We start from the raw sequence: 15,737 nt of genomic DNA, 5'->3' as shown, positions 1-15,737 counted from the left end.
GTGGCGGTCCTATATGCCCAGAAGGCCCCACGGTGATCGGGCGGGTGGGATAAAAGGCGGCAAGCTTCACGTCGATGACCCGGCGCACGCACGCGCCATGCGCTCGCGTCACGCCTCCCGTACCGAAGGTCCCGCGTCGACGTCGCGGATGGCACGGCGGCACGCCTTCCAGATCGTGCACAGCGGATCCAACCCGGCCGTACGATTGCTGGGTTTCGATGCGCGTGTTAGCGTCGGCCCCCGATGCGAACCGCGGTTTTCGCCCTCGCCCTCCTGGCCGGTTGCGGGGGCGCATCCGGGGCGGCGCCCGGCGCGGCCCTCTCCCCCTCCTACGCGTCGAGCCTGGGCTCCACGTCGGCGAGCATGCCCAGCATGCTGCCCGCGCCGGCGTTGCCCAGTCGGGGGGCGGTCCAGGCCGATCTGGTCGTCCGCCCCGACGTGCTCGTCCTCAGCTTCGCGCTCCAGGAGACCGACGCCGATCCGCAGCGCGCCCTCACCGCGGCGAAGGCTTCGGTAGAGGACCTGGGGCGACAGCTCACGGAGGCGACCGCAGGCGCATCCACGGTGAAGATGCTTGGCGCATCGTTCACCGCGGTCTTCACCGACAAGGCGGAGAGCGATGGCGACGCCGTATCGGCCGCCGTCGACGGCGTGATCGAGGTGCGCCTCGCCCCCGAGCTCGACTTCTGGGCGAGGAGCCGGCTGGCCGCGGCCGTGGCGCAGGTCCGGCGCGACGTGAGCGCCGCGGTCCAGGCCGCGAAGGACGGGCGGCGCGGGGCCACCTTCGGGCAGCCTCGGGCCGAGGTGAAGGAGCCGGAGGGGCACCGCGCGCAGCTGACCGAGCAATGGGTCCGGAGGGCTCGGTCGTTCGCGGAGGCGGCGCAGGCGGCGTCGGCGCCGCTCTCGCTCGTGGACTGCGCGCCGCCGGGGGCCATCGAGCAGCGGCCCATCTCGCTCGTCGAGGTGGGGCTCTCGCTGTCGGTCGCGTGCCGCCTGGACGCGCTCTCCGCAGAACCGAAGCGCGACTGACGGACTGCGGCGGCTCACCCCCCGGACATCCGTCGTCGGGCAGGACGTCACCCGGCGATCAGCCGGAACACGGGGAGCTCTGGCCGACATGTGAACCGCACAGGCAGGACGCTCGTGCCGACACCGCGGCTCACGTACACCCTTCCATGGGCCGTTTCGTACATGCCCGAGCGAAATCGGCCCGATCCAGGCGGAACCCACACCGCCGTTCCGAGCGCTCGGATCTGCCCTCCATGCGTATGCCCCGCGAGGCCCAGGTCGAAGCGCGGCGCGCCGGGAGAGAGCGCCTCGAAGATGCCGGGCGCGTGCGTGAGAAAGAGCCGAGCCGGAGCGGATGGCACGTTCGTCAGGGCGGCGCGCAGGTCGTGGTTCCCGCTGCAGAAATCGTCCGTCGCGACGACGGAGAGGCCGCGCTTCAGCAGCACCGACTCGTTCCCGAGGAGCCTGGCTCCGGCGCGCGCGTACACCTCGCTCAGCCTTTGCAAGGGGACGTGCCCCCAGTGTTCCCAGTTGCCGACGGTGGCGAGGACCTCACGCCCCGGCGCGGCGAGCCTGCGGCAGAACTCCTCCAGCGCGCCGAGCGAGCCCTCGCCCTCGATCGAGTCGCCGGTCAGCACGACGAGATCGGGCGCCAGCCTGCGGATGGCGTCGATGGCCTTGTCGTGCACACCGCCGAGCGCGCGCAGGTGGATGTCGGAGAGGTGAGCGATCCGAAACCCCTGAAGCGCGGCCGGGAGCCGCGGAATCGGGACATCGTGCTCGGCGACATCGAGCCACGAAGGTTCGATGGCGATCCCATCGAAGGCGGCAATTCCAGCAGCGCAGCAGCTGGCGTGGAGGAAGGCTCGGCGGGTGACCGGTCGGACCATCCCGGAACCTTAGCAAACTCAGCGCGAGGGCCGCGGCTTGCGCGTGAGCTGGACCAGCCGCTCCGGGGAATCGAGCCCGGGATCGGGGCCGTCGAGATCCTCCAGCACGAGCTCGAACAGCCCATTGTCGAACGGCCTCCCCGCGGCCGGCTCGGCGGGCACGAGGCGCTCACGCTTGCCCTGCGCGGCCAGCGTGCGCGCGCGGAAGTGGCAGTACGGATTGTTCCCCGGCCGCCCGAAGAGCGCGTGCGCCGTGAAGCTGCACCCGCCCATGCACACCTCCGCGAACGCGCAGCTCCGGCAGAAGCCCCAGAGATCGTCGGCCGTGCGCGCCCTTGCGAACGCGAGGCGCGGCGCCTCGTCCCAGATCTCCTGGAGCGCGCGCCCGCGCAGGTTGCCGCCCACGTAGGTGTCGCTCTGGAGCGACGGGCAGCCCTTCACCGCGCCGTCGGACTCGATCCCCAGCACCAGCTTCCCGGCCTGACAGCCACGAAAATGGTCGCGGCCGCCCTCGCGCAGCGAGCGCAGGAGCGCCTCCTCAGGGCCGAAATAGCCCAGGTTGTTGCCGGGCATCACCGTGATCCCGTCCCGGAAGGCCCGCTGCTTCAGCGCGGCGATGCGCGGGAGCACGTCGAGCAGGTCGTAGGGCTGGAGCAGCATCGCCGGCCGGTCGGCCGCGCGCCCGAGCGCCGCGGTGATCTGCACCTGCCACGCCTTGATCCCCTGCTCCCGGAGCAGGTCGTAGAGCGCCTCCAGATCGCCCTGGTTCACCCGGTTGAGGTTGGTGTTGGCCGCGGTGAGCAGCCCCGCGCCCCGGAGGTGCCCGAGCGCCGAGAGCGCGCTCCGGTGGCTGCCCGGGGCCTTGCGGATGAGGTCGTGGGCGCGCTCCAGCCCGTCGACGCTGACCGAGACGCTGTGCAGGCCGGCCTCCTTCATCTGCGCCGCGATCTCCGCGGTGATCCCGCGCCCCCCGGTGGTCATCGTCGGCCGCACGCCCGCGGCCTCGAGCGCCGCGATGATCTCCAGAAAGCCGTCGTGCAGGTAGGCCTCGCCGCCGATGAGCACCACCTCGCGGGCGCCCATCGCCGCGAGCTGCCGCACCACGCCCAGCGCCTCCTCGGTGCCGAGCTCCGAGGGCCGCGCGGCCCCTGCCCGGGAGCCGCAGTGCCGACAGGGCTGATCGCAGCGGAGCGTCAGCTCCCAGACGACGTACGCCGGGAAATACTCGCCGGGAACCACATCGAGACGGCGCAGCGCCATGCCCGAGCCTACCGCGAAGTCCGCCGCCGGCTCCTGCGCTCCTGCGCCCTTTCGACGCGCGGGGGATGGTGACCTGCGCATGCGCACGCCGGGCCGCTGCGCCATTCCCCTCCATTTTCCTTGCGTGGCGCCGGGGCGCCTCGCCATAGAACGGGAGGGTTCGACCTCCCTGGCTCGGCCTTCCGACGTGCGCCAGGGCTCGGCCGCATGGCCCAAAGGCGGAGATCCTCATGCTCACCCTCGGCGCTTGTCCTTGCTGCGATGGCTTCGTTCCCCCGGGCGCTTCCGCCTGCCCGCATTGCGGCGCGACGGCCACGGCCGAGCGCGTCACCTGCGCGCAGGCGCGCCACGGGATGGCGAGCAGGCTGCTCGCGGTGGCGTCGGGCGGCATGATGGCTGTCACGCTGATGGCCTGCTACGGCATGCCCCCGTGCGACGAGCCCGCGACCGACAGCGACGGCGACGGCTACCAGGCGACATGCGAGGGCTACGGGCCCGAGGAGGACTGCGACGACGGCAATCCGGACATCCACCCCGGGGCGACGGACGTGGCAGGTGACAGCATCGATCAGGACTGCAGCGGCGACGACACCCCGCTCGGCACCGGCGGCGGAGGAGGCACGGGCGGCGGAGGCGGCGCAGGCGGCGCCTCCTGACAAATACGAGGAATTGAACAGGGAGACGGGGAGACAGGGAGATGAATGGGATTTTACTCCCCGCCTCGCCTCCTCCCTGTGAATTTTCACGAAAACGGAGCTGCCGCCCATTCGGACAACACACGGCTGACGCGCTCGAGATACCCCCCCTCGCGCACGATCTCCTGGTATCCCGGCACCGCGCCGACCCACTCCCGCATGCGCACGTTCGACACGTCGGTGAGATACATCGTGGGAAGCCCCATGAGCGCGGGCCCATCCATGCCTGCAGTCGTGACGCCGAGCTGACCGACGAGGTCGTGCGTGCGCTTCAAGTGCTCGAAGAACTGCAGCTGCGCCCTGCGCATGTCGAGCTGCCGGAAGGTGGGGTCCTTCCAGAAGAGCGTCATGTCGACCGCGCCGTCGGGGACCTGTGCGCCTCGAAGCGCGTCGCCGGTCAACACAGGCACGAGCCCTGCACGTTGAACGAGGTCCGTCAGCTCCAGGAGCTCGGCGAGCGTCGTGTTGCGGTGCGGGTGGTGGAGCCCCTCGCGGATCCAGAGCAGCACCTTCTTCCGGCGTGACTCTCCCGCGCGCGCTTCCGCGAGCCGGCGATCGACCCAGGCGATCACCGAGCCCGGAACCGGCGCGTCCCCGAGGAACGCCGCACGGAGCCTCCGCTGGGCGGACGACGGCTCGGCCTTGAAGGCGCGCGCGACGATCTCCGTCGTCTGCTTCACCGCGCGCGGGCGCGAGCGGTGCGCCTGAAGGCGATCGCTCAGGCCAGCATCGCGCAGAAACGCCTCGGCTTGCGGAGTCCCCGGCTTGCCTGGCTCGACCTGAATCGCCGTACCCGCGAGGACGGCGGCCGCGGCGACATACCACCCCTCGCCGAACGAGAAGCCGCTGTCCGTGTGGAACGTATACGCGTGGTTTCGCTCCTCGACGATCCTGCGCGCCGCGCGGGCGGCGACCGCGGCCTCATGAGCCGCCGCGCGCGCCGCGCGGGCGACCTTGGACCGCGGAGAGCCGCCCTCGAGCTCTGCGGCGCAGATCGCGGCCGCGCGGGCCGAGGCCTCTGCGCCGGCCACGATCGCCTCCACGCGCCGCCACCCGTCGTCGCACGCTTCGCGCGTCGGCGCGCGCTGCGCGCTCAACGAGAGCTGGCCCGCTCCGTGGAGCGCGTCTGCGGCCCGCGCCGCGTGAGCCCGCGCCAGCGTCGAACGGGCGCCCCTCGCCGTCGCGAGGAGTCGTTCCCTTCCAGCGTCGACCTCATGTCCCTGGAGGGCGGCGCGCTCCTGCTCGGCGGCGGCCAGCGCGCGATCCGCCTGCTCGATCGCGCGTTCGAGCAAACGCCGGTAGCGCTCCCGATGCCCCGGCGTGTGCAGCGTGGTCGCCAGCGCGAGCGCGGCGTCGAGGCTGCTTTCAGCCTCGCGCTCGATGTGCTGCGCGGCGAGCGCCTCGGCGACGACCACTTCCATGCACACCGGCTCGAGTCCCTCGAGCATCGTGACCTACGCCGGGCCGCCAGACCGGTCAAGCGCTATCGCCCGCTCGGTGTTCCGCGTCGATCAAGCCATCACGGATTTCCCAGAATACGTGCTCGCGCGCGGGGACGAGCCGCCGGGCGCTCGCAGCTGGAACGCCGGCGCGGTTGAGCACCGGCGGCCCGCGTCCAGCAAAGTTCAGTTAGGATATCCGGGGATGTTCACCTCCATCGCGTAGAGCGACGCGCCCGCCGTGATGTAAAGGGTCTTTCGATCGGCCCCGCCGAACGCGACGTTCGACACCTCGCCCATCCCCGTGATCGAGCCGAGCCTCGCGCCGCTCGGCGCGAGGACATCCATGCCGTCGCGCCACGCGATGTAGATATTGCCCGCGCAGTCGACGCCCATGCCGTCGGCCTTCGGCAGGTTCGCTGCGAAATCGGACGAGGCGCCGGGCGCTCCTTCGGCGCTCAGCGGATAACGACGGATCCGGCCGGGGGTGAACTCGGTCACGTACAGCGCGCGCTCGTCCGGCGAGAGCGCGACGCCGTTGGGGGTCTCCAGCGTGCCGATGAGGCTCACCTCGCCGGAGGGGGACACGCGGTAAGCCGCTGTCGGCAGCTCCGGCCTGCCGTTGAGCTGAAAATCGGGATCGGTGAAGTAGACGTTGCCGTCGCTGCGCGCGACGACATCGTTGGGGGAGCTGAACCGCTTGCCCATGTACGACCCGGCGACCTCGCGCCGCGCCTTCGTGCCGAGATCGAACACGGAGATGCTGCGTGTGTCGTGGGTACATGCGATGAGGTTCCCATCGCTGTGGAGGCCCAGCCCGTTCGTCCCGCTGTTCTCGAGGAACACCTCGATCGTGCCCGGAGGCGTGAGCTTCTGGATCTTCGCCTTCGGGCCGTTGAGGGGCGGAGCGTTCTGCGACTGCATGTTGATCTCCGAGAAGAACAGCGCCCCGAGCTCGGCGACCCAGACCGGGCCCTCGACGTACGTGAACCCCCCTCTCACCAGCTGCGGCCTGCCGTTCGCCGGCAGCGGATTGGCCGCGTACGGGCCGCCCGGGCAGACGGCCGACACGTCATCACCGCCGCCTGCTCCGGCGCCGCCTGCTCCGGCGCCGCCCGCCCCGGCGCCGCCGCCGCCGCTCCCCGTCGCAGCGCCGCCGCTGCCGCTCCCCGTCGTGGCGCCGCTCGCGCCCGCGCCCGTGCTGCCCGTGCTGCCCGCGCTGCCCGCGCTGGTGCCGCTCGAGGTCGTGGTGCCCACGCCGCCCGTAGCGCCGCCCGACCCGCCGGCCCCGGGATCGCTGGAGGATCCACCCCCGCCCTCCGACTGGAGCGGGTCATCGCCGCCGCCGCAGCCATTCGCCGCCACGAACACAATCCAAGAGACAACGAGCGAATACCTGGCCTTCATAAGCAAGCTCCTCCAAGCGCCCCGGATGGTGTGCCGATCGGGGGGCGCCCATCATCGTCAGCTCGCCTCGCGCCGCAAGGGCCGAGGTGACCGAACGGCACAGCGCGTCAATCGCGAGCTCCGCGCCTGGCCAGGAACGGGCTTGCCGCGGTGCGCCGCGAACGGCGGAGGCGAGCGAGGAGGCAACCGACGGTCCGCGACGATAGGATGCAGGCACATCATGAAAATTGCTGTCTACGGCTTCGGATCCATCGGCGGCTTGCTAGGCGCCCGGCTGGCAACGGCCAGCTGCGACGTCAGCGCCGTCGCGCGCGGAGAGAACCTCGCCGCCTTGCAGAGGCGCGGCTTGCTGCTGCAAGTCGATGGAGAAATCACCCGCGTGCCGATCCGCGCTGCAGAGGATCCGGCCGCGCTCGGCGCGCAGGACGTCGTGTTCGTCGCGGTCAAGGCCACCGCGCTTGCCGACGTCGCCGCGCGCATCGCGCCGCTGCTCCGCGAGGACACGATCGTCGTCCCCGCGATGAACGGCGTGCCGTGGTGGTTCTTCGCCCCCGAGAACGTGCCGTATGCCGGAGCTCGGCTCCAGTCGCTCGATCCCGGCGACGTCGTGCCGCGCGCCATCCGGCTCCGCCAGGTGATCGGCTGCGTCGTGCACCTGTCGGGTTCAAGCCCGGAGCCGGGGCTGGTGCGCGTCGGCCCCGGCAACCACCTGCTCCTCGGCGAGCCGGCCGGCGGACATTCGGACCGGGTGCGCGCGCTTGTCGAGCTGCTGCGGCGCGCCGGCTTCGAGGCCAAGGCCAGCGCCGACATCCGGACCGACATCTGGTACAAGCTGTGGGGCAACATGACGATGAACCCGGTGTCTGTGCTCACCGGAGCGACGTGCGATCGGATACTCGACGATCCGCTGGTGCGCGGCTTCTGTCTTCATGCGATGCAGGAAGCGGCGGCGATCGGCGAGAGGATCGGTTGCCCGATCCCGCAGAGCGGAGAAGACCGGATGGAGGTCACGCGCAGGCTCGGCGCGTTCAAGACATCGATGCTGCAGGACGCGGAAGCGGGCAAGTCGCTGGAGATCGATGCGCTGGTGACCGTGGTCCATGAGATAGGCAAGCTGACCGGCGTGCCGACGCCGACCATCGATAGCTTGCTCGGCCTCGTGCGCCTGTGTGGCCGCACGCGCGGCTTGTATGCCGGATGATCCAAACGTCGCTCAGGGCCGGGCTCCACCGCAGTCACCCGGACAATTGCAGTCGTTCTCACCCGCGCCGCAGGCGCCGTCGCCGCATCTCGCGCAGAGGTGCGCGTCGGGCGCCGTGGTCACGCACGCACCGTCGACGCGCTCCATGCTCTCGATGGGCGTGAGACCCGGGCAGCAGGTCGTGAACGATTTGCTCGACGCCATCCCTCCCTCGCCCGAGCAGTGAGACGCAAGCGCTGCGCACGAGCCGTCGGCTTGCTGGACATACCCGGGCAAGCAGTCGCACTGCGGCCTCCGGGGGCGCAGCACCGGCACCGTGCCGGCCGGGCCCCTCGGCCCGAGCTGAACGGTAGCCGCGGTCGGGGACCGCGCCGGCGCGGCGCCATCCGGGCTCGCCGGCGGCGGGGGGCTGGCTCCCTCCGGGGCCGTCGGCCCCGCGGGAGGCGTGGCGATCTTGCCGTCGGGCGTCTGGGACTCGATGGGGATCCAATCGACGATCTGGCCGTCCGGCGTGACCGTGGTGGCCACGACGTGCTTGCGGGGAGGCCGCGGCGTCCCCCCCGGCGCGCAGGGGTTGTCAGCGCCCGGGCGAGGGCGATCCGCCGGGTCGGGCTCCCTGGCGGCGCAGGCCGTGGCGAGGAGCAGCAGGGGGCACAGGAGCAGAGCAAGCGCGTGCATGGGCATGGAAACACGAAAGCCCACGGGATCTTACAGCGCCGCCGCTACCGCTACCGCCGCCGCTACCGCTACCGCCGCCGCGCGCCGCGCCACTAGCGCCGGAGCACACTCCCGCCCAGTACCATCCTTTTCCGTACTACCGAGTGCGTAGTACACTCGACGCTGAATGGCCGGCTCCCTGATCATCGTCGGCACCGGGATCCAGTGGGGAGGCCAGATGACGCTCGCTGCGCGGCGGGCGATCGAGCAGGCCGACCGGGTGCTCTTCGCGGTGGCCGATCCCTGGAATGCGCGCTGGATCCGCGGCCTGAACCCGGCGGCCGAGTCGCTGCCGTACGCGACCGGGAACGGCCCGTCGTGCTCTGCCAGATCGGGGTGATCGGCAACACCAGCTTCTTCGACGCCGCCGACGCCGGCCGCATCCAGCGCGGGCTCCGGGTGCTCGGCGCGGCGGGGGCGCCGTCATGCAGCGGCGCCATCCGTCGGTGGGACGCTGTCCGCCGCAGGCAGCGGCGGCGGCGTTCACAGGTGCCGGGTCTCTCCCGGCGGCGCGCCCCAGTTGTTGTTGCGTCCGTCGGCGTACCGGATCGGCGCGGAGACGAGCTCCGCGAGATCCACGTCGTCCAGCGAAGCGAGCTGGACCGCCACGTAGTCACCGCCGATCGCCTCGACATACCCGCGCCCGAACGAGCGCACGCCGCAGTGTCGACAGAACAGGTGGTGACCGGCCTTCATGCCGAACTGGTAGTCGCTCAGCGCGTCCTCTCCCGCGAGCAGCCGGAACGCGTCCGGCTTCAGGATCACGTTCCAGTTCCTCGTCTTGGTGCAGATAGAGCAGTTGCACTTGTTGGTTCCAGCGCTCAGGTCGAAGTCGGCCTCGAAGCGGACCGCACCGCAGTGGCAGCTCCCCGTGTATGTCTTCTTCATGTACAAACCTCCTGGCAGGACAGGCGTTCACGTTCGAACGCTCGACGGCCTGACGGTACCCGAATCCGCGCCGGCGGGAGCCCTCTTCGAAGCGCCGCCGCGCGGTCTGGAGACGCGCTGCGCCGGCGGCGCCGGGGCGTCCGTCGTCCGAGCCGCAAGCTCGTTGCCCTGACACACCTGTCATGCGCCGCTCGGCGGCACCTGGCACAAGGCGTCCGGAGAGCCAGCTGCTTGCGCCGCACGGGTGGCCTGCCCGTTGCTACGCCAGCGCGTCCATCGACGGCGGTTCCGCCGTAGAGAGGATGCCCCCCAATGTCCTTGTCTCTTTTTTCCCTCGTCCCGCTCGGCTCTTGCGCGCGCACGACCGCCGCGCTCGCCGCCGGATTCGTCATGGCCGCCGCCATGCCCGGCTGCATCATGAACCCGAAGGCATGCACCGAGATGGGCTGTAGCGACACCTTCACCATCACTGCCGCGACGGCGAACAAGAGCTGGGCAGCGGGAGAGTACACGCTGGAGCTCACGGTGGACGGCAACGCGGTGTCGTGCGCCTACAGCTGGACGAACACACCGAAGGTCGGCGGCGGCGGCGAGTTCGTCCAGTGCAGCCCGACCGTCAGTGTCTCGATCAATGCGGTGGCAATTTGCACGGAGACGAGGCACGGCGACGCCGTCTCCCAGAGCTGCATCCCGGCCCCCGGGCAGTTCACGCAGGTGCTCGCGATTCAGGGCACGCCGGCGCGCGTCGACGTCGTCATGCGGCGGAACGGCACCCTCCTCGGAGAGCAGACCTTCACCCCCGCGTACCGGACATCGTACCCGAACGGCAAAGACTGCGGGCCTGTGTGCCGACAGGACGCGCAGGACTGGGCGCTCCCGTAGCCGTCCGCGCCGAGGTGCTTCTCTTCACCGGTTTCCGCCCAGCGCTGCACCATGCAGAGCGGCGGTCACCCGCACAGGAGACGGGCCCACCTCGGCGTTTTCGGCGCGCAAGCGCACTCCGGTGCGCTGAGCACCGAAAACGCCGAGGTGGGCCCGTATCCGAAGCGGGTGACCGTCGCTCTACTCCCAGCGAGCGGAGAGGACGGCCCTCATCCGGTCGATCCGCAGCGCCCTCTCCAGGGCGCGCCCCTCGTAGGCGCTCAGGAGCGCGGGGAGCGCCTGCCGGGCCAGCGCCAGCAGCGCGCGGCGGCGGACCTCCGCATCCAGCCTGCCCTCGACGACGATCTGGCTGAAGGCCAGGGCGAGGATCGCCTCGTCGCGGGTGAGCAGGCCGTACTCGTCCTCCTCGCCGAGCGCCTCGACCTCGGCCGCGTCCACGGCGTCCCAGCCGCCATTGCCGACCTCCCAGCGCTCCAGGAGCGCGTCGAGGAGCTCGATCGGGCTCTTCTTCGGGTGCTCGTCGCGGAAGTCGCGGAAGGCGGTGAGGGTCTCGTGCGCTGTCTCGTTGCCGAACGGAGCGGTCTCGTCGGTGAGCGACCAGAAGAACGGGTCGGCGAGGGCAGCGGCGGCCCGGGGGTGGCAGTCGTCGGGGGAGAGGTCGGGGATCTCGGGCGCTTCGGTCATGGGAGAGGGCTTTCTCGAGGGAGGCGCGGGCGCGCCGCGCCGCCACCTTACCGCGTCGGCGCGCCCCGTCCGAGCGCGGCGCCCTCCTCCCCCGTCATTTCCAGTGCCACTTGCCCTTCCCCTTGCCCTTGTGCTTGTGCTTGTGGATGACGATCACCCGGCCGTCGTCGTCATCGTCGTCATGCACCACCACGGTCGGCTTGACGTCGACCTTCACGGCCCACGTGGTGGCCACCAGGATGCCGATCACGGGCGCGCTCGGGCCGACCACGATCACCGCGCCTGGACGGTAGCCGCAGAGGACCACGTGCGTGTGGCCGCCTTGCTTGAGCACCACCGTGATCTTGGTCGGATTGACCTTCACGTTGAGCTTGCCGGTGAAGTAGAGCCGATCGGGCCCGGGCGCGAGCACGATGACGTCCGGCCCCGACGGCGTCTGGATCGCGAGCTTGATCTCGCGCTCGCCGATCGGCACCGGCTTGAGGTTGAGATCGAGCACGTACACGCGCACATCGCCGCTCTCCTTGTCGGCGACGATCTCCACGACGTCGTCTCCGACCGGCTGGAGCACACCCCCGTTCGGCCCCTTGGTCCCGTCGAGCTGGGTCGTCTGGTGCTCCCTGGCGCTCTCCTGGAGCTCCCGGGTCCCGCCGCGCGGCACGTGCAGCACCCCGTTGAACGGCTCGCCCTTCACCTTGAGCTCGTAGCTGACCTCGGTCAGGTCATCCTCGAGCGGAGGGAGCTTGGCGAGCAGCACGCCCCCCGCCTTGGGCTCCGGAACGAGGGCCGCGCTCATGGGCGCTCCGCCCTTGCCAGGCACCTTGACCGAGACGCTGCCCGACACGTCCGCCGCGATGGGCTTGCCGTCGCGATCCTTCACGAGCGCCGTCACCTGCCCGTCCGGGGCCACCGTCATGACGACGGACCCGGGCTCGTGCTGCTCCGTCAGCGCCCAGTTGTCCTCGATGCTCTCCGCCGTGATCTGCGGCGATTTGCTGCAAGCCGGCGAGACGAGCGCCGCGGAGGCGACCCCGAGCGCGATGACCATGGATCGGAGACAACGTTGGATTGGCATACACCCCTCTTTGGTAACACCTTGAAGGCTCGATCGCCTCATACCTGCTTGCGCGTCACGGACCAGATGAAGCCGTCGTACCAGAAGTGCATCAGCGCGACTGTCTGCGTGATCGACCACAGCGCGCGGTCGTCCGCCGGCGCGAGCTCGGCCCAGGCCCCGTACACAAGGACGCCCCCGAGGAAGACCGCCACCGCGATCGGCGCTCCGGCCCGGAGCGCGTCGAGCCGCAGCCGGCGGCGGAGGCGCCCGCCCTCCGACCACCAGACGAGCGCCAGGTACTGCACGGCGTGGAACAGGTTCATGATGAAGAAGGCCTGTCCCCAGGGGTTGAAACCCCACGTATAGATCGAGCAGAGACCCGTGCTGACGAGCAGCCACACCTTGGGGAACGACACCCGGTAACCCCGCCGGAACATCGCGCGGTAAGCGAGCGCGTAATAGACCAGGTATGCCGTGCCCGCTGCGATGACGGCCCAGCTGATGGCGCGGTGGCTCGACGTCATCAGCGCAGGGACCGCGGTGAAGAAGGCGGGGCCCACGCCCTCGAAGGCGTCGAAGCTCTGGAAGTGGAGGAGCATCGTCGCGCCGCCCAGGATGGGGCCGGCATAGAGGACGAGGTTGAGCCACAGATCCAGCCGGCGGCCGAGCGCTGGCGCGTTCCCCGCGCGCGCGTCGTAGATGCGCCCGAGGCCGAACGTCTGGAGCGCCGAGTGGTAGACGTCCCAGAACACAACGAGGACCGACACGCAGGCGACGGCCCACATGGACAGCATCATCGCGGCGAACAGGGCGACCGGCGCCACGAGGAAGCGGAGCCGGTGCTGCCGGAAGATGTCCGCGTTGCCGTGGCTCCGGAGGAGCACCGCGGCGAGGTGGCCGTGGATGAGCGTGCCGATGAAGAGCCCCGCCCACGTGACCTTCTCCCCGTGAAGCCTGAACGTCGCGTCGGCGAACGGCGTCCCCGCGATCAGGGCGCCCGCGGCCAGCGCGATGAGCGGCGGGAGCAGGAAGAAGGCCCAATCGTACCAGGGGCCGACGATGTACGCGGCCCGGCTCCCACCGAGCGGCGCAGCGGACGCGGGCTCGGCCCGTGCGCTCATGTGGGACTCGGTGCCGCCGCGGGCCGCGGCTCTGGTGCTGCTTGCGAGAAGCCGATCGTCCACCCCTGCACGGCGAGGTGATCGACGAGCGCCAGCAGGAAGAGATTCACGCCGAGCATCTCCAGCGACTCCTCCACGAAGTCGATGAGCGCATAGATCAGGTTGTCGCTCCCGGCACGCTCGGTCCAGTACCCGAGCGGCAGCTCCAGGACGAGGGCGCCGGTGACGTAGATCCCGCCCGAGAGGAGGAATCGATTCCGCGTCTCTCGCGGGAGGTGCGAGAGGAACTTGAGGTATGCGACCGCGAACAGCGCCACCACGGCGGCCGCCGGGATCACCCAGCTGAAGTACAGGACGCCGCCCAGATCGAGCCAGGAGCTCGCCGCTTCATGGATCTCGACCACCTCGTCGAGCGAGATGTAGAGGAAAGCCGCGGAGAGCCCCCACCAGTGCTTCACGAACTCGCCCGTGCGGCGGGCGCCGACGGCAATGGCAGCGAGCGTGAGTGAGCACACGAACAGCAGGGACGAGGTGTACCAGGTGGGCACATTCTGCTCGTAGCTCAGCGAGAACAACGGGACGACGCCGCTCTGGCTCCTCAGGTGGAGAAGCGGCTTGAGCACCTCGACGGCGAGCCCGGCGCCCGCGATCACCGCCATCACGGCGAGCAGCGCGACCTGGAGCCGGGCCCTCGAGACGGTGATCTGCATCGAATGAGAAGAACTACGCCAGGACGCTGGACACGGTCAATGCGTAAAGCAGCGCACGCCGGCGCAGAGGGGCGGCGCAGCGCGGGCTGGCGAGCGCGAGCGGACTCGGGAGCGCTCGCCATGCGCTCTCGAGGCCACCCTCGGTGCAATGCGGTGAGGGCGAACGGATCCACCCGTCGCGTTCGCCCCTGCTGTCTTGATCCAGCAATCGCCGCCGGACGCGCGCTCAAGGGGCGCTATAGGACACGATCTCGCCTTCGAAGCGGTAGTCACCGCCGTTGGTCCAGAACACGTCCTGACCTTCCGGGGCGATGATGCGCCAGGCGAAGTGCTGCCCCAGCGCGAGCACGGTGGTCTTGTTCGTCACGAGATCGTGAGCCTGGACGCTGCGGTTCCGGCTCATGTCCGTCGAGAAGAGCGTCGAGCCCCTGAGGGCCAGCCCCCCCATCGAGCCACCCTGGTAGATCAGCGTCTTCGCCCCTCCGGCGATCGGCGCCTTGAACACGCCGCCGTCACCGGTGTTGGCCCAGTAGACGAACTGCGCGTCCACCGCGATCCCGGCCGGCTCGCCCTCGTTCTCGGCGATGACGGTCACGTCCCCGCCCGCTTTCGCCACCTTGTAGACCTTGTTCGTCGTGGCGCCGCCGGTCCAGTAGATATTCGCGGCGTCCTGCGCCAGGTGCTCGGCCATGCCGGCGTCGGCCGCGAGGACCGCGGGCACGCCGCCGTCGAGGGGCATCTTGTAGATGTTGTGTCCGTCGCCATCCCCGAAATAGACGGACGACTCGTCTCCGATGACGCTCAGCAGGTACCCGATCTCGACGAGCGTCTCCATCTCCAGGGTCGATTTGTCGACGCGCTTGAGCGCCGAGGGGATGACCGGATCGTTGTCTCCGCCGCTCGCCCAGTACACGTGGGAGGCGTTGACCCACAGCGCCTTGGGGTCGGGATCCGCTGCGGTCATCGCCTCCACCTTGGTGGTGCCCGGCTTGACGCGATAGATGTACCCGTCGTTCGAGTCCGCGGGCGCGGTGGCCTCGGTGCCGCCGCTCGCGAAGTAGAGGTAGGTCTCGTCGGCGGCGAGCGCCATCGGGTAGGCGTGCTGGCTCGCCATCGCCGCCGGCGGGACCATCCCGGCCTGGAAGCGGGAGAAATGCGGCGTCTCCGTGATGACGCCGGCAGGGGAAGCGTCATGACGCCCGAGCCGCGTGAAATCATCGGCGTCGGCCGGCGCGGTGAAGGCATAGGCATCGAGGAAGGTATTCTCCCCGAGCTCCGCCTCGAGCTCGACGGTGATCGGCAACGTGAGCGTGATCGGCTTGTCGAACGTCTGCCCCTCCGGGCCGAGGAGGTACATGGGCCCCACCCTGCCCTCCCGTGCGCCCTCGATGCGCTCGATGGTGATGTCCGTCGCCGCGCTGACCGCGCCCGGCGGCACTTCGATCTTGAACCCGTCGTCCGAGGTGAACACGCCGCCCTGAGCGTCGACCGAGAACTGCGGCTCGTTCCCCTGCGCGGCGCCGTCGTCCGCGTCCGCCCCCCCGCACGACACGCTGCCCAGCCCGCCCGCCGCGCACGCCAACACCATGAATGAGATTCTTTTCATCGACTTGCTTCTCCGCGGGCGGTCGCCGCCGCCCATGATCGACAGGGTTGCAAGCAGGGGCACGGCCGGAGTCTCCACGGTCGCGAGCCGATGAGGCGCGAACATGCCACAGCGGCGCCTCTCACGAGATGATCGTTGGAGTTGGGCTCGGGTGTTGTCGGATCAACTGCTT

The 15,737-nt window shown here is 70.3% G+C and carries 16 protein-coding genes; 5 read left to right on the top strand and 11 right to left on the bottom strand.

What is annotated here, in order from left to right; all coding sequences use genetic code 11:
* Positions 1-243 precede the first annotated feature (243 nt).
* Positions 244-1,029, top strand: coding sequence for a hypothetical protein (locus WMF19_RS10445; protein ID WP_437898934.1), 786 nt, complete (start codon positions 244-246; stop codon positions 1,027-1,029).
* 47 nt (positions 1,030-1,076) lie between these two features.
* On the opposite strand, the gene WMF19_RS10440 is transcribed toward WMF19_RS10445, so the two are convergent.
* On the bottom strand, positions 1,077-1,898 hold the full coding sequence (locus WMF19_RS10440; protein WP_437898933.1) for a metallophosphoesterase: 822 nt from the start codon (positions 1,896-1,898) through the stop codon (positions 1,077-1,079).
* 18 nt (positions 1,899-1,916) lie between these two features.
* Positions 1,917-3,158 carry a radical SAM protein gene (locus WMF19_RS10435; RefSeq protein WP_437898932.1) on the bottom strand — a complete coding sequence of 414 codons (1,242 nt, stop codon included), beginning with the start codon at positions 3,156-3,158 and terminating at the stop codon, positions 1,917-1,919.
* 230 nt (positions 3,159-3,388) lie between these two features.
* On the opposite strand from WMF19_RS10435, the gene WMF19_RS10430 reads away from it, so the two are divergent.
* A complete protein-coding gene (locus WMF19_RS10430; RefSeq protein ID WP_437898931.1) occupies positions 3,389-3,814 on the top strand; it encodes a putative metal-binding motif-containing protein in 426 nt (141 codons plus the stop codon).
* 86 nt (positions 3,815-3,900) lie between these two features.
* Here the strand turns inward: WMF19_RS10430 and WMF19_RS10425 are convergent, their stop codons facing one another.
* Entirely contained in the window at positions 3,901-5,301 is a 1,401-nt protein-coding gene (locus WMF19_RS10425) for a hypothetical protein (protein WP_437898930.1), read from the bottom strand.
* A 177-nt stretch (positions 5,302-5,478) separates the two neighbouring features.
* Positions 5,479-6,699, bottom strand: a complete 1,221-nt coding sequence (locus WMF19_RS10420; protein ID WP_437898929.1) for an SMP-30/gluconolactonase/LRE family protein — start codon at positions 6,697-6,699, stop codon at positions 5,479-5,481.
* A gap of 220 nt (positions 6,700-6,919) precedes the next feature.
* On the opposite strand from WMF19_RS10420, the gene WMF19_RS10415 reads away from it, so the two are divergent.
* Positions 6,920-7,900 (top strand): 2-dehydropantoate 2-reductase, encoded by a 981-nt coding sequence (locus WMF19_RS10415; RefSeq protein ID WP_437898928.1) that lies wholly within the window; start codon positions 6,920-6,922, stop codon positions 7,898-7,900.
* A 12-nt stretch (positions 7,901-7,912) separates the two neighbouring features.
* Here WMF19_RS10415 and WMF19_RS10410 read toward each other — a convergent pair whose 3' ends face one another.
* The gene (locus WMF19_RS10410; protein ID WP_437898927.1) at positions 7,913-8,578 is read right to left on the bottom strand and encodes a hypothetical protein; all 666 of its coding nucleotides are present in this window, start codon (positions 8,576-8,578) and stop codon (positions 7,913-7,915) included.
* 166 nt (positions 8,579-8,744) lie between these two features.
* Here WMF19_RS10410 and WMF19_RS10405 point away from each other — a divergent pair, with 166 nt between their 5' ends.
* A complete protein-coding gene (locus tag WMF19_RS10405; protein ID WP_437898926.1) occupies positions 8,745-8,957 on the top strand; it encodes a hypothetical protein in 213 nt (70 codons plus the stop codon).
* 143 nt (positions 8,958-9,100) lie between these two features.
* Here the strand turns inward: WMF19_RS10405 and WMF19_RS10400 are convergent, their stop codons facing one another.
* Positions 9,101-9,505 (bottom strand): GFA family protein, encoded by a 405-nt coding sequence (locus WMF19_RS10400; RefSeq protein WP_437898925.1) that lies wholly within the window; start codon positions 9,503-9,505, stop codon positions 9,101-9,103.
* Between the two features lie 312 nt (positions 9,506-9,817).
* Between WMF19_RS10400 and WMF19_RS10395 the strand changes: the two genes are divergently transcribed.
* A complete protein-coding gene (locus WMF19_RS10395) occupies positions 9,818-10,387 on the top strand; it encodes a hypothetical protein (RefSeq protein WP_437898924.1) in 570 nt (189 codons plus the stop codon).
* Between the two features lie 180 nt (positions 10,388-10,567).
* Here WMF19_RS10395 and WMF19_RS10390 read toward each other — a convergent pair whose 3' ends face one another.
* The 5 genes from WMF19_RS10390 to WMF19_RS10370 form a co-directional block, all read right to left on the bottom strand.
* Positions 10,568-11,071, bottom strand: a complete 504-nt coding sequence (locus tag WMF19_RS10390; protein WP_437898923.1) for a hypothetical protein — start codon at positions 11,069-11,071, stop codon at positions 10,568-10,570.
* Between the two features lie 94 nt (positions 11,072-11,165).
* Positions 11,166-12,146: a hypothetical protein gene (locus tag WMF19_RS10385; RefSeq protein WP_437898922.1), complete on the bottom strand. Its 981-nt coding sequence runs from the start codon at positions 12,144-12,146 to the stop codon at positions 11,166-11,168.
* Positions 12,147-12,184: 38 nt separating this feature from the next.
* Positions 12,185-13,249 carry a hypothetical protein gene (locus WMF19_RS10380; protein ID WP_437898920.1) on the bottom strand — a complete coding sequence of 355 codons (1,065 nt, stop codon included), beginning with the start codon at positions 13,247-13,249 and terminating at the stop codon, positions 12,185-12,187.
* Positions 13,246-13,959: a hypothetical protein gene (locus tag WMF19_RS10375; protein ID WP_437898919.1), complete on the bottom strand. Its 714-nt coding sequence runs from the start codon at positions 13,957-13,959 to the stop codon at positions 13,246-13,248. Before WMF19_RS10375 ends, WMF19_RS10380 begins: the two co-directional genes overlap by 4 nt.
* 226 nt (positions 13,960-14,185) lie before the next feature.
* Positions 14,186-15,565, bottom strand: a complete 1,380-nt coding sequence (locus WMF19_RS10370; RefSeq protein WP_437898918.1) for a DUF5050 domain-containing protein — start codon at positions 15,563-15,565, stop codon at positions 14,186-14,188.
* Positions 15,566-15,737: the final 172 nt, after the last annotated feature.

The organism is Sorangium sp. So ce124 (assembly GCF_051525235.1).
Taxonomy (GTDB): domain Bacteria; phylum Myxococcota_A; class Polyangia; order Polyangiales; family Polyangiaceae; genus Sorangium; species Sorangium atrum.
The sequence above is the reverse complement of the archived record's forward strand: the minus strand, read 5'-3'. Positions and strand labels throughout refer to the sequence as shown.